This window comes from Ferrimonas futtsuensis DSM 18154 (assembly GCF_000422645.1).
GTDB lineage: Bacteria > Pseudomonadota > Gammaproteobacteria > Enterobacterales > Shewanellaceae > Ferrimonas > Ferrimonas futtsuensis.
In genome coordinates this window covers 25,698-44,061 of sequence record NZ_AUGL01000020.1, presented here as the reverse complement: position 1 = coordinate 44,061, position 18,364 = coordinate 25,698, and the positions used below count along the sequence as shown (strand labels likewise).

At 58.8% G+C, this 18,364-nt stretch carries 17 protein-coding genes; 8 read left to right on the top strand and 9 right to left on the bottom strand.

All coding sequences use genetic code 11. From position 1 onward, the window contains the following. The first annotated feature begins 35 nt into the window (after nucleotides 1–35). Nucleotides 36–1,400 carry an L-serine ammonia-lyase gene (locus G505_RS0113590; protein WP_028110056.1) on the top strand — a complete coding sequence of 455 codons (1,365 nt, stop codon included), beginning with the start codon at nucleotides 36–38 and terminating at the stop codon, nucleotides 1,398–1,400. 44 nt (nucleotides 1,401–1,444) lie between these two features. On the opposite strand, the gene G505_RS0113585 is transcribed toward G505_RS0113590, so the two are convergent. Then, complete coding sequence (locus tag G505_RS0113585) at nucleotides 1,445–2,059, bottom strand: hypothetical protein (RefSeq protein WP_028110055.1); 615 nt, start codon at nucleotides 2,057–2,059, stop codon at nucleotides 1,445–1,447. 44 nt (nucleotides 2,060–2,103) lie between these two features. Further along, nucleotides 2,104–4,560 (bottom strand): EAL domain-containing protein, encoded by a 2,457-nt coding sequence (locus tag G505_RS0113580; protein WP_084643993.1) that lies wholly within the window; start codon nucleotides 4,558–4,560, stop codon nucleotides 2,104–2,106. 119 nt (nucleotides 4,561–4,679) lie between these two features. Between G505_RS0113580 and G505_RS0113575 the strand changes: the two genes are divergently transcribed. After that, nucleotides 4,680–4,937, top strand: coding sequence for a hypothetical protein (locus tag G505_RS0113575; RefSeq protein ID WP_028110053.1), 258 nt, complete (start codon nucleotides 4,680–4,682; stop codon nucleotides 4,935–4,937). A gap of 46 nt (nucleotides 4,938–4,983) precedes the next feature. Here G505_RS0113575 and G505_RS0113570 read toward each other — a convergent pair whose 3' ends face one another. After that, a complete protein-coding gene (locus tag G505_RS0113570) occupies nucleotides 4,984–5,646 on the bottom strand; it encodes a hypothetical protein (protein ID WP_035385412.1) in 663 nt (220 codons plus the stop codon). Between the two features lie 448 nt (nucleotides 5,647–6,094). On the opposite strand from G505_RS0113570, the gene G505_RS21560 reads away from it, so the two are divergent. Together G505_RS21560 and G505_RS0113560 are read left to right on the top strand one after the other, a co-directional pair. Further along, nucleotides 6,095–7,360, top strand: a complete 1,266-nt coding sequence (locus G505_RS21560; protein ID WP_035385411.1) for a dicarboxylate/amino acid:cation symporter — start codon at nucleotides 6,095–6,097, stop codon at nucleotides 7,358–7,360. A gap of 379 nt (nucleotides 7,361–7,739) precedes the next feature. Beyond that, entirely contained in the window at nucleotides 7,740–9,416 is a 1,677-nt protein-coding gene (locus G505_RS0113560) for a methyl-accepting chemotaxis protein (RefSeq protein ID WP_028110051.1), read from the top strand. Between the two features lie 62 nt (nucleotides 9,417–9,478). Here G505_RS0113560 and accC read toward each other — a convergent pair whose 3' ends face one another. The 5 genes from accC to G505_RS0113535 form a co-directional block, all read right to left on the bottom strand. Then, a complete protein-coding gene (gene accC, locus G505_RS0113555) occupies nucleotides 9,479–10,828 on the bottom strand; it encodes an acetyl-CoA carboxylase biotin carboxylase subunit (RefSeq protein ID WP_028110050.1) in 1,350 nt (449 codons plus the stop codon). Nucleotides 10,829–10,838: 10 nt separating this feature from the next. Beyond that, entirely contained in the window at nucleotides 10,839–11,303 is a 465-nt protein-coding gene (gene accB / locus G505_RS0113550) for an acetyl-CoA carboxylase biotin carboxyl carrier protein (RefSeq protein ID WP_028110049.1), read from the bottom strand. A gap of 14 nt (nucleotides 11,304–11,317) precedes the next feature. Next, a complete protein-coding gene (gene aroQ / locus G505_RS0113545; RefSeq protein WP_028110048.1) occupies nucleotides 11,318–11,779 on the bottom strand; it encodes a type II 3-dehydroquinate dehydratase in 462 nt (153 codons plus the stop codon). Nucleotides 11,780–12,020: 241 nt separating this feature from the next. Next, nucleotides 12,021–12,440 carry an alternative ribosome rescue aminoacyl-tRNA hydrolase ArfB gene (arfB, locus tag G505_RS0113540; protein WP_028110047.1) on the bottom strand — a complete coding sequence of 140 codons (420 nt, stop codon included), beginning with the start codon at nucleotides 12,438–12,440 and terminating at the stop codon, nucleotides 12,021–12,023. Nucleotides 12,441–12,553: 113 nt separating this feature from the next. Next, nucleotides 12,554–12,973, bottom strand: a complete 420-nt coding sequence (locus G505_RS0113535) for a DUF2057 family protein (protein ID WP_028110046.1) — start codon at nucleotides 12,971–12,973, stop codon at nucleotides 12,554–12,556. Between the two features lie 397 nt (nucleotides 12,974–13,370). Between G505_RS0113535 and G505_RS0113530 the strand changes: the two genes are divergently transcribed. The 3 genes from G505_RS0113530 (at nucleotide 13,371) to G505_RS0113520 (ending at nucleotide 15,397) form a co-directional block, all read left to right on the top strand. Then, complete coding sequence (locus G505_RS0113530; RefSeq protein ID WP_028110045.1) at nucleotides 13,371–14,414, top strand: hypothetical protein; 1,044 nt, start codon at nucleotides 13,371–13,373, stop codon at nucleotides 14,412–14,414. 76 nt (nucleotides 14,415–14,490) lie between these two features. Beyond that, the gene (locus G505_RS0113525; RefSeq protein WP_028110044.1) at nucleotides 14,491–14,691 is read left to right on the top strand and encodes a DUF2061 domain-containing protein; all 201 of its coding nucleotides are present in this window, start codon (nucleotides 14,491–14,493) and stop codon (nucleotides 14,689–14,691) included. A gap of 124 nt (nucleotides 14,692–14,815) precedes the next feature. Then, a complete protein-coding gene (locus G505_RS0113520) occupies nucleotides 14,816–15,397 on the top strand; it encodes an LON peptidase substrate-binding domain-containing protein (protein WP_028110043.1) in 582 nt (193 codons plus the stop codon). A 342-nt stretch (nucleotides 15,398–15,739) separates the two neighbouring features. Here the strand turns inward: G505_RS0113520 and G505_RS0113510 are convergent, their stop codons facing one another. After that, entirely contained in the window at nucleotides 15,740–17,515 is a 1,776-nt protein-coding gene (locus tag G505_RS0113510; RefSeq protein ID WP_028110042.1) for a protein-disulfide reductase DsbD, read from the bottom strand. A 219-nt stretch (nucleotides 17,516–17,734) separates the two neighbouring features. Here G505_RS0113510 and G505_RS0113505 point away from each other — a divergent pair, with 219 nt between their 5' ends. Continuing rightward, nucleotides 17,735–18,283 carry an FxsA family protein gene (locus G505_RS0113505; protein ID WP_028110041.1) on the top strand — a complete coding sequence of 183 codons (549 nt, stop codon included), beginning with the start codon at nucleotides 17,735–17,737 and terminating at the stop codon, nucleotides 18,281–18,283. The last annotated feature ends 81 nt before the right edge of the window (nucleotides 18,284–18,364 follow it).

The window sequence follows — 18,364 nt, the reverse complement described above, 5'->3', positions numbered from 1 at the left end:
GACTCCGGCTTTTTTTCAACATCGAGGTTCTCCCCATGTTCAGTGTGTTCGATATCTTTAAAATCGGCGTCGGCCCCTCCAGCTCCCATACCGTGGGACCCATGAAGGCAGCCATGCAGTTTGCTGATGAGCTTGCCGGTGCGCAGCAACTGCAGACGGTGACGCGGGTCGCTGTGGATATCTATGGCTCCTTGTCGTTAACCGGTAAGGGGCACCATACGGACATCGCCATCATCATGGGGTTGGCGGGCAACAGTCCGGAAACCGTGGAGATCGATGCCATTCCGGCCTTCATTGCCGAGGTGGAGCGCAGTGAAACCCTGCCTCTGGGCAGAGGGCAGCACCCTGTGGCCTTTCCCCGGGATGCGGTGACCTTCCATCCGCATGCCCTGGAGCTCCATGAGAACGGCATGAGCTTGCACGCCTTTGCCGGCGACCAGTTGCTGCTCTCTAAGACCTATTACTCCACTGGTGGAGGTTTCATCGTCGATGAAGAGAACTTTGGTCGCCCCAGTGCCAATCTCAAGCCGGTGCCCTTCTCCTTTGCCGATGCCGATGAGTTGCTGGCCCAGTGCCGCAGCACCGGCATGAGCATCTCCGCCCTGATGATGGAGAATGAGAAGGCTTACCACGATGAAGCCGCCATCGGTGCGGGTTTTGGTCAGGTGTGGAACGTGATGCGAGAGGCGATCGATCGGGGCTGCAAGACCGAAGGCCTGTTGGCGGGCCCGCTCAAGGTGCCTCGTCGTGCGGCGGCGCTGCATCGCCAGTTGATCGCCAATGAGCGCAATACCACGGATCCCATGAGCATCATCGACTGGGTCAACATGTTTGCCCTGGCGGCCTCTGAGGAGAATGCCGCCGGTGGTCGGGTGGTGACGGCGCCCACCAACGGCGCTGCGGGGATCATCCCGGCGGTACTGGCCTATTACGATCGCTTTATCGAAAAGGTGGAAGCGCCCCAGTACACCAAGTTCTACCTTGCGGCCGGTGCCATTGGCACCCTGTACCAGATGAACGCCTCCATCTCGGGGGCTGAAGTCGGCTGTCAGGGTGAGGTGGGCGTCGCCTGCTCCATGGCCGCCGCCGGTCTGGCGGAGCTGATGGGAGCCAGTCCTTCTCAGGTGTGTGTGGCGGCGGAGATCGCCATGGAGCATAACCTGGGCCTGACCTGTGATCCCGTGGCAGGTCAGGTGCAGGTGCCCTGCATCGAGCGCAACGCCATCGCTGCGGTGAAGGCGGTGAATGCGACGCGTATGGCATTGAGGCGTAATTCTGATCCCTGTGTGTCTCTGGATAAGGTGATCGCCACCATGTACGAGACCGGCAAGGATATGCACCCCAAGTACCGGGAAACCTCTCAGGGTGGCCTGGCGATCAAGGTGCTGAACGTCTGCTGATGCCTCGGATGTTGAATGGATGAGCCGGCCTTGTGCCGGCTTTTTTAGTGCCTGGAGTTGAGAGTCAGTACCAGCAGGGGATGGTTGGCCCCGCCTCTCATCTCCGCGCTGACGCCGCTGCTCAGGTGGCGTCTCAGTTGCTGCTGCCAGGCTTTGGCGCCGGCCGAGCTGATGTTCAGCTCCACCATGCAGCGGTATTGTCGGCAGATGGGATGGTGGACGAATGCCTGTTCCAATGGCGAGGGCACGGAGTCACCGAGCCAACGCGGCTGACCCCACTCTCCCCATTCACTGGCATGGTAGAAGTGGCGCCACTGGGCCAGATGAACCGGGTCGTCCCGGTTTACCGGGAATTCCGGGTGCAGGCGGCGAAATCGAATCTGTTTGGGGTTGCGGTCGTCTGCCAGGTAGACCCAGCCATCGACGATGAACATGGGCCCCATCTTGTGATACTGATGCATCAGCTCTGAGGGATCGGCAGCCCGAAGGGCCAGTGAGTGGTTCAGGGGACCACCGGGAAGTTCCGGCTCCGCCTGAACATCGGCGGTGGGGTGGGAAGAGACCGGTTCTGAGCTTTTTCCCGGCGCCGGCTCCCACAACAGGACAAGTGCCAGCAGCGGAAGCAGCCAGATCAAAGACAACAAACTTTGCGAACGCATCTCTCACTCCTTGAGAAAAGACACCCCATTGTAAGTCGCAGCCGTCAGTGCTTGGTGTTTTTTCCGGCAATGTAATTGGGTACATCTTCTGCCGGTATCGGGCGGCCCAGCTGAAAACCCTGACCGAAGTGGCAGCCCATCCCTCTGAGTACTTCGATCTGACGTATGTCGTCGATTCCTTCAGCATTCACTTTCATATTCAGAGCGTTAGCGAGATGCACTATGGCAAGAACCACGTCTCTTGCCCGTTGTTCCGTGTGCACCTGAGAGGTGAAGCTGCGATCGATTTTGACGATGTCCAGGGGCAGTCGGTGCAGGTAGTTCAGGGAGGAGTAGCCGGTGCCGAAGTCGTCCATGGCCAGGCGGACTCCCAGGCGGCGGATCTGCTTCAGCACCACCGAGGCCTGCTCGTGCTGGCCAAGCAATGACCGCTCGGTGATCTCCAGTCTCAGAGCTTCAGGAGTGAGGCCGGATTCCCTCAGGATGGAGTTGATCACGTCCAGGCTGTTCTGGCGGGAGAACCACTCGGAGCTCAGGTTGACACTGACGCTCAGGCGGGCCATCCGCGGGTACTTGTCATGCCACTGGGCAAATTGATGGCAGGCCTTTTGAAGCACCAGGCGGTCCAGCTCCAGGATCTGTCGGGTCTCCTCCATCACCTCGATAAATTTGCCCGGCAGCAGCAGGCCGCGTCTGGGGTGTTGCCAGCGCACCAGGGCTTCGAACCCCACCAGGTGCTCATTGTCCAGGCGCCACACCGGCTGATAGTGGATCTCGAACTGGTCCTGCTCAATGGCGCGGGCCAGTTCGGTCTCCAGGCGGAGCCGTTTCTGCGCCGCTTCGCGCATGGTGGCGGTAAACACCACCGGCTGACGGCCCCCTTTGGCCTTGGACTGATACATGGCCACGTCGGCATCCCGCAGGATCTCCTGGGGGCTGCTGTAGGCGTCATCGCAGTAGGCGATGCCGATACTGCCGCCGCTGTAGATCTCCTCATTGTTGATGAGGAAAGGCTGGGACAGCATCTTGTGGATCCGCTTGGCGGTGATCATCGCATCCTGGGCCTCATGGAGGCTGTCCAGCAACACGGCAAATTCATCGCCGCCGAGCCGGGCCACGGTGTCGCTGCCTCGCAGGCAACGCTTGAGTCGGGCGGACACCTGCATCAGCAGGCTGTCTCCGGTGAGGTGACCCAGGCTGTCGTTGACCATCTTGAATCTGTCCAGATCCAGATAGATGAGGGCGTAGTTGAAGTTGGGGTTGCGTTTGCGCTGGGCGAACAGCTGATCCAGACGCTCCAGCAACAGGGCGCGGTTGGGCAGGCCGGTCAGATGATCATGGAGGTTGTCATGACGCAGCTGACTCTCGATACGGCGGCGCTCGGCGATCTCGTGCTGCAGGGCACGGGTCCGCTCATCCACGGCGCCTTCCAAAGCCTGCTGGGTTTCAGACAGGCTGCGGTGCGCCTGCTGAATGATGATGATGTTGGCAATGTGGGCCGCCAGGTAGGAGAGCATCTGCATCTCCTCCTCCCCATAGAGATCTTCCTGTTGGTAATCCTGCACCACAACGGCACCGATCACCTCGTCGTCGATCACCAGGGGAGCGCCCATCCAGGAGCGAGCTACCTGGCCCTGCTCTTCGGCGGCGCCGGTTTCCGCCAGGTAGCGCCTCTGGGCTGCATTGAGCAGCAGGGGGGTCCCTTTTCCCATCAGATATTCGGTCAGGCCATGCGCCAGAGGGCGGGTCTTGGTCTGGTCCTTCTGGAACTGGTCCACCATGTAGGGGAATTCGAGCGCATCGGCCTCCCGTTTGAGCAGGGCAACGTAGAAGTTCTCGCAGGGGAGCAGTTGCCCCATCAACTGATGGAACTGGCTGCAAAGCTCATTGAGAGGCAGCAGCTGACGGCTGAGCTGGGTGACTCTGTGCTGCACCGACAGCAGCTTCTCCTGCTGCTGCAGTTGATGCTCCACTCGTTCCTGCTTCTGGGCCAGCGCTTTCAATTGATCCTTGGCCTGACGTCCCTGCAGTGCCTGACGGATCAGATCCGTCACCTGTTGCAGTAGCTGCTTGGCGTCCTCGTCGTATCTGTGCTTGTCCGTGGTGAAGACGATCAGGGCGCCTCGACGGCCATCCTGATCCCGCCAGGGACACCCCATCCAGGCATAGGGCTTTGGGGGAAGCAGTTGAACCTGCTTGTTGAGTTGGCGGGCCACCAGCTCTGCCTGGTTCAGGACCAGGGTACTGTTGCCTTTGAACAGATGCTCGATCAGTCCCTGATCCGACAGCAGCTGAGTTTCACTCAGGGGACTGCCACGGTAGCGCAGGGAGTGCTCTTCGAGCACCAGGAAGTGGGGGGCATGCAGGTGGTCATCCAGCCACTGATGCAGGGCGGAGAAGGCGGCATCGGCGTCTGTGTCCGGCGCACTCAGCTGTGCCAGCGCCGAGATCAGGGGCGCTGACGACAATGTGGCCGGAATTTCGCAGGATGATGGATGCATCGTCTGCCAGAAGCCTGTCAAAAAAAAGTCGGTCAATGATGCCACTTTCGCCAATTCTTTGCCAAGGGATTAAGCGGCTAAACTTTATACCCAGGCATCATTCTTCGGGGAGGCGGACCGTGTATAAGAGCTTCTGTGGCTGGTGTCACACTCAGACCCGTCATGAATGGGCCTATGTGGACCACAGCCTGCACTTTACCCTGACCCTGCTGACGGCCGGCGCCTGGAGCTTCGTCTGGGCCTATCTGGAGTGTACGTCCGGAAGTTGCTGTCAGTGCGGTCTGGGGGAGGGCCTGTCGCTGATGGGGTACTCCACGGCGTATCACCAGAGCCTGAGGGAGAGAAGCTCCCGGACCAGCAGCATCTGGCGCCCCTAGTGGGTGTGGGGGGACGGTCGGGGCCTTAGGCCCCGACCATGGACAACTATATGTTGCTGAGAGACTGCTGCACTTCAGGATCAGTCAGAATTTCAATCAACTGGTCGCGATAGGCGCGAAGAATGTTGTTTTGGGGAGATTCATCCGATTTCTCTTCCACCACATCTCTGCCTCCTATCTGCTTTTCGAGCAACTTGCCCTGTTGCAGTTCATAGACCTGGACCAGAGTGTCCGTATCGAAATTGAACGCGGAGACCCAGTTTAGGTTAACGCTGAAATACCACTCATTCAGGTTGAGTACCAGCAGCTTACCCGCCTGCTTTTCGGTGAGCACGGTCTTGGCATTTTCGCCAGTAAACGCCTGCTTTAGGTTCAGCCCTTCTACATCCCAGCCCTTTTGCTGTAGACCGTTGACCAGGCGATGCTCAAGGAACTGAGCCAGGGTACGCTTGCTGTCCCCCTTTTCGGTTGCCAGCACCGGGTTTACATGCCAATCGAAAGGGATGCCGAAGGTGCCATGGGCGACGCCGATGAAGGTTTCAGGTTTACCTTCGGATACTCGGGTACGCTGGTCGTGGACCGCGATAAGGACTTTGTTATTCGATTGGTATTCCGGGGAGGGGGATTGCTCCTCCAGGGACATGGGGCTGACACAGCCGGTCAGGGTGGCTACAGCCAGCATAGTAAGCAGTAATCTGATGGTGTTCATGACGTCATCTCTGGATATAGAAAAATTAAGGCGGCGGCTAAGCTGGGAAGGTCTGGAGGAAAGGTCAGAGCATAGGTTGCGGCATTGTTATCGACTCCTTTCGGTCCCAAACGCTTCCTTTTCCATGGTTTAGCGCGGCGCTTTTTATTTAAAATTATTGAAATAACTGAATATTCCGCGGCGAGTCTAGCGGGTTAAATGCGGCTGTGCAACAAATCTGGTTGAAGGAAATGAGGGGGTTGTGACTCCGGTGTGTGCCCTTGGCTGTGGAGGGGTAAGGAGTTTGTTTCCCGGCTGTTTATGGCAGGCTGATCCGGATCAGTACCCCATTTTTCTCTGCGCCCGGGATCACTTTTGAGGGAGATTCTGCGCGGGCCCAGGGGGGCCTCAGGGTACAATTTCTCTCTGCAAAACCCTCTCTGTTACCCAACAACTCCATAGGTCTCCTATGTCTACAAAATCCAATCCCCTGGCACGGTGCTGGGGCAAGTGGCGTGCCCTGCCGTTATGGGCTCAGATCCTGGCTGGCATGCTGGCAGGGATTCTTACCGGCATCTCTCTCGGTGAGAGTGCCGTTCATCTTAAATTTATCGGCTCCCTGTTCGTGAACACCATCAAGATGCTGATTGTGCCTCTGGTGTTCTGCTCTCTCATCGTCGGGGTGACCTCCATGCAGGACACTCAGAAGATGGGCCGGGTGGGACTGAAATCTTTCCTGTTCTACCTGGGCACCACCGCCATCGCCATCTCCATCGGCTTGTTGCTGGGCAGCCTGTTTCAGCCCGGAGCCGGTGTCGAGATGACTCAGGAGGTGGCCCGAACCACCCAGGTCAGCCAAGCCCCCAGCCTGGTGCAAACTCTGGTCAACATGGTGCCCACCAACCCCATTGAAGCCCTGGCCAAAGGCAAAATCCTGCAGGTGATCGTTTTTGCGGTGGCCCTGGGTATCGCCCTGGTGCTCATCGGCGAGCGCGGCAAGCCGGCGGTACAGCTGTTTGAATCCCTGGCGGAAGCGATGTACAAGCTGACCGACATGGTGATGGCGCTGGCGCCTTATGGTGTGTTCGCCCTGATGGCCTGGGTGTCCGGCAAATATGGCATCGATGTACTGCTGCCCCTGCTCAAGGTGATTCTGGCGGTCTACCTGGGGTGTCTGCTGCACATCTTCGGTTTCTACAGTGTGCTGCTGGCCATTGTGGCCAAGGTGAACCCCTTACGCTTCTTCCGGGCGATCTCCGAGGCGATGGCGGTGGCCTACACCATGTCCAGTTCCGCGGGGACCCTGCCTGCGTCGATGAAGTGTGCCCGCAAGCTGGGGATCAACAAGAGTATCTCCAGTTTTGTCCTGCCCCTGGGAACCACGATTAACATGGATGGCACCGCCTTGTACCAGGGGGTGTGTGCCCTGTTTGTGGCGCAATTGTTTGGCGTGGATCTGACGCTGGTGCAGTACCTGACCATCATTGCCACCGCGACCCTGGCGTCCATAGGCACCGCCGGTGTGCCCGGTGCCGGCCTGGTAATGCTGACTCTGGTACTGACCTCGGTCGGACTGCCGCTGGAAGGCGTGGCCCTGGTGGCGGGCATCGACCGGGTGCTGGACATGGCCCGTACCGTGGTGAATGTGTCCGGAGACCTGGTGGCGACCACGGTGATTGCCCATTCCGAAGGTGAGGTTGAGGAGGTCGAGTCTCTGACGCCTGCGTCTGCCTAACCTCTTCAGCTGGCGGGCCCCCATCCGGTGGCCCGCTGCCCTCTTCCGACTAAAGTGTCATTTACCCCCAATGCAATCGTTCAATTAGATGAATTTGCATAAGAAATCAATAAATTAGCCTGCGCTAACTCATTGGGCGGAGTAATGGACTGATAAAAAACGAAAAAATTTCGTTTCCGTGGCTTATTTCCCCTCTTGCCACCAGCTTTCCAGCCTCGACTCATCATCTAAAGTGCGCTGATGCACCTTTCTCGGCTGAAATCGCAATTGAGATGTGAATTGCGTTCGTGCTACCAAGAAGAGTGATGCCGGTCACAGGATGGCCGCAGTTCGGGACTGCTGTTTTGGGATTCTCATTTTTCGAGTCAGGAGAGGTTGAATGAGTCGACTTGGATTGATGGGCAAGATGCTGATGCTTGCCCTGGTGCCTTTGGTGTTGACCCTGGTGGTGGTGTTTTCCGGCTCCATCTATTTTAAGAATCAGACGCTGGATCAGCAGGTAGACACCTTTACCCAGGATCTGCGGGCGCAAAAGATGAAGCAGGTGAAAGATGCGGTGACCATCGCCCTGGCGTCGGTGCGCAACCAGATTCAGGCCCAGCCGGACAGGTCGCCTCTGCAGGTGGTGGAGGAGACCCTGAGCAAGGTGACCTTCGGGGACGGCGGTTACTTCTTTGTCTACAACCTGGAAGGCACGGTGCAGTTCCACGGTCTTAAGCCCCAGACCAAGGAGCAGAATCAGCTGTACCTGAAGGATCCCAAGGGTACCTCCTTTATTGCGGAGCTGGTGAAGGCGGCCAAGGCAGGCGGCGGCACCGCATCCTACTTTTATCAGAAGCCGGGTGCCACCGGGCTGGTGGAGAAGATCAGCTATGTTGAACCTCTGAACGAGTATGGCTGGCTGTTGGGTACCGGTGTCTACGTCGACGAGATCGACGCCGCCGTGGCCGCCTTCAGAGGCGACGCCCAGGCGATGTCCGACAAAGAGACTCTGACCACCTCGGCGTTGGCCCTGGGCATCCTGATTCTGGCAGTGCTGGCCATTTTGTATGTGTCCCGGCGCACCGTGGCGCCGGTGAACGCCATGCTGGTCAGCTTGCAGGAGATTGCCCAGGGTGAGGGTGATCTGACCAAGCGTCTTGATGTGAAGGGGCAGGATGAGATTGCCCAACTGGGTGAGGCGTTCAACCGCTTCACCTCCAAGCTGCAACAGACCATGAGTGAGGTGGCTGAGGCCACGGAGCAGGTGGGGATGGCCGTAGACAGCATTAACGACCAGACCGCCACCATCAGCCGTCAGTTGTCGGTCCACGACGATGAAACCGAGCAGGTGGTCACCGCGGTCACCGAGATGAGCATGGCTGCGGCGGAGATCGCGGGCAACGCCAACCAGATGGCCGATGCCACTCAGGCCGCCGCCGATGACGCCGGCATAGCCCAGGACAAGGTGGGACACTCGGTGTCCTCCATCAACGCCCTGGTGGACGAGGTGGACCTGGCGTCCCAGCACATCGACCGCCTCAACGAGCAGTCCACCAAGATCCACAGCGTACTGGGGGTCATCGGCGACATTGCCGATCAGACCAACCTGCTGGCACTGAATGCGGCCATCGAGGCGGCAAGAGCCGGAGACCAGGGGCGGGGCTTTGCCGTGGTGGCGGATGAGGTGCGTCAGCTGGCCAGTCGCACTCAGACCAGCACCCTGGAGATCAAAGAGATGCTGGATGAGCTGCATCAGTCGGTCTCCAAGGCGGTGGACACCATGAGCAACAGCCAGCAAAATTGCGAGAATACCGTGGGCTCCTCGTCGGAGATCACCACCAGTCTCAATGCGGTATCCGGTGCGGTCAATGAGATCAACGACATGACCAGTCAGATCGCCACCGCGGCCACCCAGCAGAGCTCGGTAACCGAGGAGATCAACCGCAACATGGTGGCCATTCGTGACATCGTCGGCGAGCTGGTGCATACCAGCGAACAGTCGGCCCGGGTCTCTGAGCGGCTTGGCCTCTCCGGCCAGCAACTGCGACAGCTGGTGGGCCAGTTTAAGATCTAGCCCGGCACCAAGGCACAAAAAAGAGGACCCTGAGGTCCTCTTTTTTATTGAGCCGTGGCCACTTATTTGGAGGAGGCGTCCAGCTTTTTCTCCAGGTAGTGGATGTTGGTGCCACCGTTCTGGAAGTTCTCATCCGCCATGATCCTCTGCTGCAGAGGAACGTTGGTCTTGATGCCACCAACCACCAGCTCGCGCAGGGCGTTCTTCATGCGGGCGATGGCGATGTCCCGGTTCTCACCGAAAGTGATCAGCTTGCCGATCATGGAGTCGTAGTGAGGCGGAACCTTGTAGCCGGCATAGATGTGGGAGTCCCAGCGGATCCCCATGCCACCCGGTGGGTGGAAGCGATCGATGTTGCCGGGGGAGGGGATGAAGGTATCCGGATCCTCGGCGTTGATGCGGCACTCGATGGCGTGGCCACGCACCTGCACCTGCTCCTGGGTGATGGACAGCGGCTGACCAGCGGCGATACGCAGCTGCTCCTTGATGAGATCCACACCGGTCACCATCTCGGTCACTGGATGCTCTACCTGGATACGGGTGTTCATCTCGATGAAGTAGAACTCGCCGTTCTCATACAGGAACTCGAAGGTACCGGCACCGCGGTAGTTGATGTCGATACAGGCGCGGGCACAACGTTCACCGATGAACTTGCGCATCTCTTCGGTGATGCCGGGTGCCGGGGCTTCCTCGACCACTTTTTGGTGGCGGCGCTGCATCGAGCAGTCACGCTCCGCCAGGTGGATGGCATTGCCCTGACCGTCTGCCAGAACCTGAACCTCGATGTGGCGCGGGTTCTCCAGGAACTTCTCCATGTAAACCATGGGGTTGCCAAAGGCTGCCCCGGCTTCTGCCTGGGTCAGTTCGATGGACTTCAGCAGCTCAGACTCGGAGCGTACCACGCGCATGCCGCGGCCACCGCCGCCACCGGATGCCTTGATGATCACCGGGTAACCGATGCGCTTGGCAATCTGGGTGTTGGCCTTGGGATCATCGCCCAGAGGGCCGTCTGAGCCGGGTACACAGGGAACGCCCGCTTTCTTCATGGCGGTAATGGCGGACACCTTGTCGCCCATCAGGCGGATCACCTCAGGGGAGGGACCAATAAAGATGTAGCCGCTCTTCTCCACCTGCTCGGCGAAGTCGGCGTTTTCAGCCAGGAAGCCGTACCCGGGGTGGATGGCAACGGCGTCGCTCACCTCGGCTGCCGAGATGAGGGCAGGGATATTCAGGTAACTTTCGGTGGCCGGGGCCTTGCCGATGCAGATGGTCTCATCGGCCAGCAGCACGTGCTTCAGGTCCCGGTCGGCGGTGGAGTGCACCGCCACCGTTTTGATACCCAGTTCGCGACAGGCGCGCAGAATTCGCAGGGCGATCTCTCCGCGGTTCGCAATGACCACTTTGTCCAGCATAGTGACTTCCTTACTCGATGATGAACAGCGGCTCGTCAAACTCAATGGAGTCGCCGTTTTCCACCAGAATCTGTTTAACCACACCGGCCTTGTCGGCTTCGATCTGGTTCATCATCTTCATGGCTTCGATGATGCACAGGGTGTCACCCACAGCGACGGTGTCGCCCACTTCAACGAAGGGCTTGGCTGCTGGGCTTGGGGAGCGGTAGAAGGTGCCTACCATGGGGGATTTCACCGCGTGACCGGAAAAGGCTGGTGCAGCCTCGGCAGCAGGCGCGACCGCAGGCGCTGCAGGCGCAGCCATAGGGGCAGGAGCCACGGCCATCGGGGCCTCTGCCACGGTGTAGGACGCGGCCACGGGCGCATTGCCGGTGCGGCTGATGCGTACGGACTCTTCCCCTTCGGCGATCTCCAGCTCGGCGATGCCGGATTCCTGTACCAGTTCGATCAGTTTCTTGATTTTGCGAATATCCATAGTGGTTCTCTTATTCAGCTGCGCTCGTACTCGTCCGCACGATTCAAGTAATTAACCGCACTTTGCAGTGCAAATTGGTATCCGTCCTCGCCCAGACCGCAAACAACTCCTACCGCTACGTCGGAAAAATAGGAGTGGTGCCTGAAAGGCTCCCGGGCGTGGACATTTGACAGATGTACTTCAATAAAGGGGGTGGAAACCGACAGAATGGCGTCCCGCAAGGCCACACTGGTGTGGGTAAAAGCGGCGGGATTGATGATGATGAAATCCACGTCGCTGGCGTGGATGGCATCGATCAGTTCAGCTTCGGAGTTGCTCTGGATATGGCTAAGGCTAACCTGATGATCTTCGGTGAGTTTGGTCAGACCAGTGACGATCTCATCCAGGGTTCTCTTGCCGTAATGGCCTGGCTCGCGCCGGCCCAGCATGTTCAGGTTGGGGCCATTGACCAGCAAGATCCGCTTTTGCTTCGACATTTTGCGCCTATCCTCTGCGAACGTGTGTGCATATTCAGTGTAAATCGTTAGACACCAAAATTCGCCACAGTTTCACACCCTTGAATTCCAGTGATAGCCATTATAACTACATCAACGAAAATGGCAGCATTTTACTGGTCTAATCACGTGTGTTGCCCACAGTGTTAATGGCGGCAATGGGCCCTTCTGGATGAAGGAGGATTGCCGGTCAATCTGAAAAAAGGTCAAACACCGCTTTGGGTTAATCTTTTGGCGGAGAGCGTCTCAGCTGCTTGCGCTGACTCTGGCGGCTTTTGCCGTCCAGTCGGCGGCGAACGCTGGCCTTGGTGGGTTTGGTGGCGTGGCGGGTTTTGGGGCGAAATGCGGCTTTCTTCAGCAGAGCCTGGAGGCGATCCAGGGCATCCTGGCGGTTCATCTCCTGGCTGCGAAACTGCTGCGCCTTAATGAGAATCTTGCCCCCGGGCGTGATGTTGGGGTGGGAGAGCCTGTCCAGCCCCTCCTTATAGTGGTCAGGAAGGGTCGGCGATCGGCGATAATCGAAGATCAGCTGGATGGCGGTGGACACCTTATTGACATTCTGTCCGCCTGGTCCCGAGGCGCGGATCGCCTGAAACTCCAGTTCGGAGGCGGGAATGGTGAGACGATTGGACAGGGTCAGCATGGCGAACTACCGCAAACAAAAGAGAGAGTATACCAGCCTCGCACTCTCGGTACTGCGTCACAACAGAATTGAATCCCGCTGTCAGGCGGCCCGGCTGGGCCGCCCTGTGAAGGTCAATCGGCCAGCAGCCTGGCCACGGCGCCCTGGCCCAGGTAGGCCTTGTGGACGACAGCCTGGCCAGCGGACTCCAGATCGAACTTGGGGTTGCGGGCGTAAGATTTGGCCTGGTTCAGGGCCATGGGCAGATCGGCGCTGAGCTGGTAGTTGGCATCGGCATTGGCGTCGAAGACCACATAGATGGGGCCGGAAACAACCATTTCGTGGTGCTCAGGATGGACCCGATAGGGGTTGGCATACCTCAGGGTGACAACTTGTTTGCCTTGCCCCAGATCCAGGGTCGAATCAAAGGCGGACACCTGTTGACCGTTTACGTTGGTGGCGTAGAAGCCCTTGGGCAGTTGCAGTGTGCTGGCGGATGCGGTGGCGGTCAGTAGCAGAGTGGCGGCCAGGGTGGCCAGAGAGCGTAAGCGCATACAGATACTCCTTCCTTCATTACTGCGCGAGTGGTGCCCCGTGACAGCCGGGGCGCCCCGTGTCGCTCTCCGGTGGCTGTCCTGCCAGGCCGGAACCGGGCCTTGTGGTTGTTGTGTGGGCCCGAATGCGACATAGATCACGTTTTACCATTTTGTTACCGGGAAGTGAACTCCTGCCCGACTTTGTTCGGTGCCGCGGCGGGCCTGGAGGTGAAAACATCTAAATTGCTGCCCTGAGTCAGAACAGGATCGCTGAAGGAGCTGGGAGTCTGGTGCTGGCCGGTTACCGGAGGGTGGAAAAGGCCACATTGTTCTAAATTTTAACAACTTCTGATATTTTCTATGCCCTATGAGACTGGCTGACGAGGCCCGCGCCAGGGTCGACAGGAACAGAATATTGACTCCACTTCGCATATTGGCCGGAGCCGAAGCCCGGCGGCAACTCACTGAGTACGGTTGGGATTCCGCGTTGTTTGATCGCTTTATTGCCGCATCAGGGGGTCCCAAGTGGCTGCCCATGGCGGCCCTGGACCGGGCGTTGATGACCCGCTGGGTTCCACGTCAGCAGAAGATGCAACTGCTGGGGACCTCTTCCGGTGGGTGGCGCTGCGCCGCCCTGTGCCATCCCGATGCGGATCAGGCTCATCGGCGCCTGCAACATGCCTACATAGGCCAGGTGTACGAGACTCGTCCCACGGAAGAGGTGGTGAGAAATAACTGTCTGACCATCATGCGCGCCCTCGTCGGTGAGCAGGGGTATCAGGCGCTGCTCAGCCAGCCCAACAGAGTGCTGAATCTTATCGCCTGTCGCTGGAAGGGGCAGCGTACCCGCCGTCCCTTGCTGCAAGGGGCCAGCCTGGCGTTGACGGCGGGGCTCAACCTGTTAGGCAGGCCGTTGATACAGCATCAATGGGAGCGCTGGCTGTTTTCCGCCAATCATCAGGGCTTTTATGAACCCGGTGAACTGACGACTCATCACGCTGCGCTGACCGAAGAGAATATGGAGGCGGTGTTGCTGGCCACCGGCAGCATTCCTTTGCTTTCGCCCGGGGAGCTGGACATCGACGGGGCCGCTGCTGGGCGCTATATGGACGGAGGCATCACCGATTACCACCTGGATCTGCCGGTATTGCGCCGGGGTGGCCTGGTGCTCTATCCCCACTTCCACCCTTACGCGCTGCCGGGCTGGTTCGATAAATCACTCAAGGGACGCCGGGCCGGAGGCAACTTCGAGCGGGTGGTAATGCTGGTACCTTCTGAGGAGTTTGTTGCGAGTCTGCCTGGCATGAAGATTCCGGATCGCAATGATTTCAAGTCTCTGCCTACCGACGAGCGCCAGCAGCGCTGGCATCAGGTCACCGAGGCCGGTGAGCAGCTGGCCCAGGCTTTCGAGGCGATGGTGAAGGGGGAGCGCCCGCTGGATATAGAGTCGATCGATTAGGGTATTCGTAATTATTGGCTTTCATTGCAAACGATAACTATTATCATTAAATGAAATCCAATGTGGAGATACCCCAATGTTGAAGACTCTGACTTTTGCCATCATGCATTTTTCCATCGCCTTCTTTGTGGTGTATCTGCTGACCGGCAGCTGGGCCATAGGCGGCGCCGTGGCGGTGATTGAGCCTCTGGTGAACACCGTTGCCTTCTACTTCCACGACAAGGTGTGGAAGAGAGTGGAGCAACGCAGGGCCCAGACTGAGGCTCTGGCCGCCTGACCAACAAATGAACCCCCACCGCCGAATCTGGGTCTAAACTAGTGGAAAGCCCGCAGATTCGGAGGTGATCGCAGCATATGCAAACCTCAGTCGAGACGGGTGACAACTCCGGCTGGGAGGGTGTATGCACAGAATGACCGTCGCCCTGCTGCCCATCGACAGCCCGGTGCTGCCGCAGGGGCGCAAAGAGCTTCGCATGGTGACCCCTGGTCAACACCGGGTGGTGGCCGAGCACTATCACAAGCAGTTGCCTCTGGTGGTTTGTGTCCAGCGGGAGGACGATGAACTGCCCTGTTACCCCATCGCAGCCGTGGTCAATATCATCGATTTTCATCAGCTGGAAGATGGTTGCCTGAGCCTGATCGTCGAAGGCTGTCGCCGATTCAAGGTGTCCGAAGCCTGGGCCGAGGCCGATGGGGTGTGGATGGGGCAGGGGCTGGTGATGAACAACTGGCCCTCTCTGCCCATGCCCGCCAGATTTGAACTGCTGGGCGAAGCCCTGGAGCGTCTGTTTGAAGTCAGGCCCGAGTTGGGTGAGCTTTATGGTGAATGTCAGCTGGAGGATGCGTGTTGGGTCGGTCAGCGCTGGCTGGAGATTCTGCCCCTGCTGGAACAGGACACCCAGGAGCTGCTCAGGGCGCCAGATTGCACCCGCACCTTGAGATTTATCCTGTCGTTGATCATACAGCCGGAGAATCTGGCCTGACTGACGCCGTCAGGCCATTGTTGCCGACCCCAACAACTCCGCACCTGCTGGGTGCTGTGGCTTCCCGCTTCGATTGGACCCCTTTCTCCATTGCCAGAGAGATCGCCTTTGAAGTGGGCGTTAGCAAAACCTTTACAAACTCTTACGACACTTTTAACCCGGTCCTCGGTCAGAGGTATCAGAGAACGCTGTACGCGCTTCCCTTATGGGGGAGGGTGGCAATCTGCAGACCAACAGAGGGAGGGCGTGATGCTGAAATTGAGATGGAGCTACCTTTGGATGGGGCTGGCGCTGATCACCAGCGCCGGGCTGTTGGCCCAGGCGCTGGTGTGGTTAGGGTAACTACAGTACCCCGTCCAGGTGTGAGGCGAATCGGGTGGCGTTCATAAAGCCGGTAACCCGTTGACGGCTCAGCTCAGTACCCTGACGATCGAAGAACAGGATGGTGGGCAGACCCAGCACCTGATAATGCTCCTGGATTTCGATATCCAGGTCGTCATTGGCGGTCATGTCCGCTTGCAGCAGCACCATCTGGTCGGTGCGTTTTATCACTTCGGGTTTGGGGAAGGTCTTAACCTCGAACTCCTTACAGGCCACGCACCAGTCGGCATACAGATCCAGCATCACCGGCTTGCCTGCCGCAGCGGCTTTGGCCACTTCACGCTCCACATCCACCAGGCTCTTCACCCGGATGAACTCCACCTCGTGATGGGCGCTGCCGGCGTCCGTCCCGGCGATCTTATCGCTGTAAAGGGCGTAGCCCACGCTGAAACCACCATAACCCAGGCTACCCATCATCAGGGCGCCCAACATCAGGTAGCGGGCGGTCTGGCCGATGCCCTGGCGGGTGTTGCGATTCTCTTTCAGCAGATAGGTCACCAGGGCCAGAGCCCACAGGCTCCACATCAGGTCTGCCACCAGCCCGCTCCAGATGCGGGTGAGCATCACAATGGAGACGGCGATCAGCAGGAAGCCGAAGACGTGTTTGATGATCTCCATCCAGGCCCCGGCTCTGGGGAGCAGTTTGCCACCCGAGGTCCCGAGAAGCAGCAGCGGGGCACCCATACCCATGGACAGGGCGTACAGGGCCAGGCCACCGAGCATCAGGTCACCGCTCTGGGCCACGTAGATGAGGGCGCCGGACAGAGGGGCGGTGGTGCAGGGGGAGGCCACCAGGCCGGAGATCAGACCCATCACCAGCACGCCGGTGAAGGAACCGCCCTTCTGGGAGTTGGACGCCTGATTCAGCTTGTTCTGCCAGGAGTCCGGCAGCTGCAGGTTGTACACCCCAAACATGGAGAGGGAGAGCACCAGGAACAGGATGGCCAACCCGATCAGGATGGCGGGGTGCTGCAGGGCGGCCTGATACTTCAGGCCAGCAGACGCCACCACCAGTCCCAGGGCCGAGTAGGTGATCGCCATGCCCTGCACATAGGTCATGGAGAGGGCAAAGGCCCGACCGGTGGAGAGTTTCTCTCCCTGGCCAGCGATGATGCCGGTAAGAATGGGGTACATGGGGAAGACGCAGGGCGTAAAGGCCAGCAGAATCCCCAGGCCGAAGAAGGTCAGGATCACCAGACCCAGATGGCCGTCGGAGAGCAGGGCGGCCAGACTGTCCTGCTCTGTGGCCGGTGCGTGACCGGTAGTGGCCGGGGCTGCAGGGGGCGCAATCAGGCCGTCGTTGGCGGCCACGGCGGAGAGCAGTACTTTCTGGCGGGTGGGCGGATAGCACAGTACCTTGTCCAGACATCCCTGGTAGGTGATGGTCAGTTCGGTATTGTCTTCGGCTTCCAGAATCGGCAGAGCCAGGGTGACCCGATCGAAGTAGACCGGCTGCTCACCAAAGAAATCGTCGAAGTGGGAGGTGGCTTCGGGATAGACAAAGTCGCCAACCTTGGCGTTGCCCTCGATCTTGACCGTGAATCTCTCCTGGTAGAGGTAGTACCCCTGTTCGGGCATCTCCCAGGTCAGCTCCAGCTTGTTGTCCTGCTGATAGAAGTTAAACAGGTACGCCTGATCTACCGGGAGAACTTCAGGCTCCTGATTAAGAAAGGAGAACTGGGCGAAGGCTGTGCTGCTCAAGGTGAGCATCAGGGCCAGGGCAAAAAGTCTTTTCATCATTGTCTGTGTGTTGTTCCAATCATTTCCGTCGGGGGTGAATCGCCCGTCGGCGAACCCTTGCGGGCAACACCCGCCTGTATCGATTGAGACCGCTACTTTACTGGATCCATCCCGGCGCTGCATCGATAAATGTAACAGCCCATGAAGGCTGACTTGAAAATAGACCGGGTCACCCCCATTTGAGTTTCTTAACCAGACAGAATTTGTGAGGCAGGTGTGGTTTTCTATCTCTTTTTACTCTTCGCGGTGATGCCGATCATCGAGATCTCCGTCCTGGTTCAGGTCGGCACAACCCTGGGCACCTGGCCCACCATAGGCCTGGTGTTGCTCACTGCGGCTTTGGGTGCCTCTCTGGTTCGCAGCCAGGGGCTGAGCACCATGATGGAGGTGCGCAACCGCATGGCCCGGGGTGAGATGCCCGGCACTCAGATCATGGAAGCGATGCTGCTGGCGGTGGCCGGCGTTTTGCTGGTCACCCCAGGCTTTGTCACCGACCTGTTTGGCCTGTTGGTGCTGACGCCGTTCACCCGCCGCAAGCTGGCCACCTGGCTGATGAGCCGTGCCCAGGTGCACATGGCCACTGGACAACAGGGGTTTGGCTTCCACACCCAGTTTCACCAGCAGCGCCCATTCGATGAGCCGCGGGAGTCGTTTGACGAGCAGCCATCTCCTTTCACAGAGCAGCGCACTTTTGGCCGTCAGGACAATCGCGACGGTGGGGGTAACACCACCATCGAGGGTGAGTACGAGAGAAAGGATGACTGAATTTCTTGAGCCCGCAGCGGCACTGTGGTCAACTGTCTGAGTTCACCAGGGTTCGAGTTAGCGTTTGAATCCGATGTGACA

Bases quoted from the DNA above. Each gene is read 5' to 3' on its own strand.
- G505_RS0113570 (WP_035385412.1), bottom strand. From the start codon at position 5,646: ATGAACACCATCAGATTACTGCTTACTATGCTGGCTGTAGCCACCCTG.
- accB (WP_028110049.1), bottom strand. From the start codon at position 11,303: ATGGATATTCGCAAAATCAAGAAACTGATCGAACTGGTACAGGAATCC.
- accC (WP_028110050.1), bottom strand. From the start codon at position 10,828: ATGCTGGACAAAGTGGTCATTGCGAACCGCGGAGAGATCGCCCTGCGA.
- G505_RS0113535 (WP_028110046.1), bottom strand. From the start codon at position 12,973: ATGCGCTTACGCTCTCTGGCCACCCTGGCCGCCACTCTGCTACTGACC.
- G505_RS0113525 (WP_028110044.1), top strand. From the start codon at position 14,491: ATGTTGAAGACTCTGACTTTTGCCATCATGCATTTTTCCATCGCCTTC.
- G505_RS0113510 (WP_028110042.1), bottom strand. From the start codon at position 17,515: ATGAAAAGACTTTTTGCCCTGGCCCTGATGCTCACCTTGAGCAGCACA.
- aroQ (WP_028110048.1), bottom strand. From the start codon at position 11,779: ATGTCGAAGCAAAAGCGGATCTTGCTGGTCAATGGCCCCAACCTGAAC.
- G505_RS21560 (WP_035385411.1), top strand. From the start codon at position 6,095: ATGTCTACAAAATCCAATCCCCTGGCACGGTGCTGGGGCAAGTGGCGT.
- G505_RS0113580 (WP_084643993.1), bottom strand. From the start codon at position 4,560: ATGCATCCATCATCCTGCGAAATTCCGGCCACATTGTCGTCAGCGCCC.
- G505_RS0113560 (WP_028110051.1), top strand. From the start codon at position 7,740: ATGAGTCGACTTGGATTGATGGGCAAGATGCTGATGCTTGCCCTGGTG.
- G505_RS0113585 (WP_028110055.1), bottom strand. From the start codon at position 2,059: ATGCGTTCGCAAAGTTTGTTGTCTTTGATCTGGCTGCTTCCGCTGCTG.
- arfB (WP_028110047.1), bottom strand. From the start codon at position 12,440: ATGCTGACCCTGTCCAATCGTCTCACCATTCCCGCCTCCGAACTGGAG.
- G505_RS0113590 (WP_028110056.1), top strand. From the start codon at position 36: ATGTTCAGTGTGTTCGATATCTTTAAAATCGGCGTCGGCCCCTCCAGC.
- G505_RS0113520 (WP_028110043.1), top strand. From the start codon at position 14,816: ATGCACAGAATGACCGTCGCCCTGCTGCCCATCGACAGCCCGGTGCTG.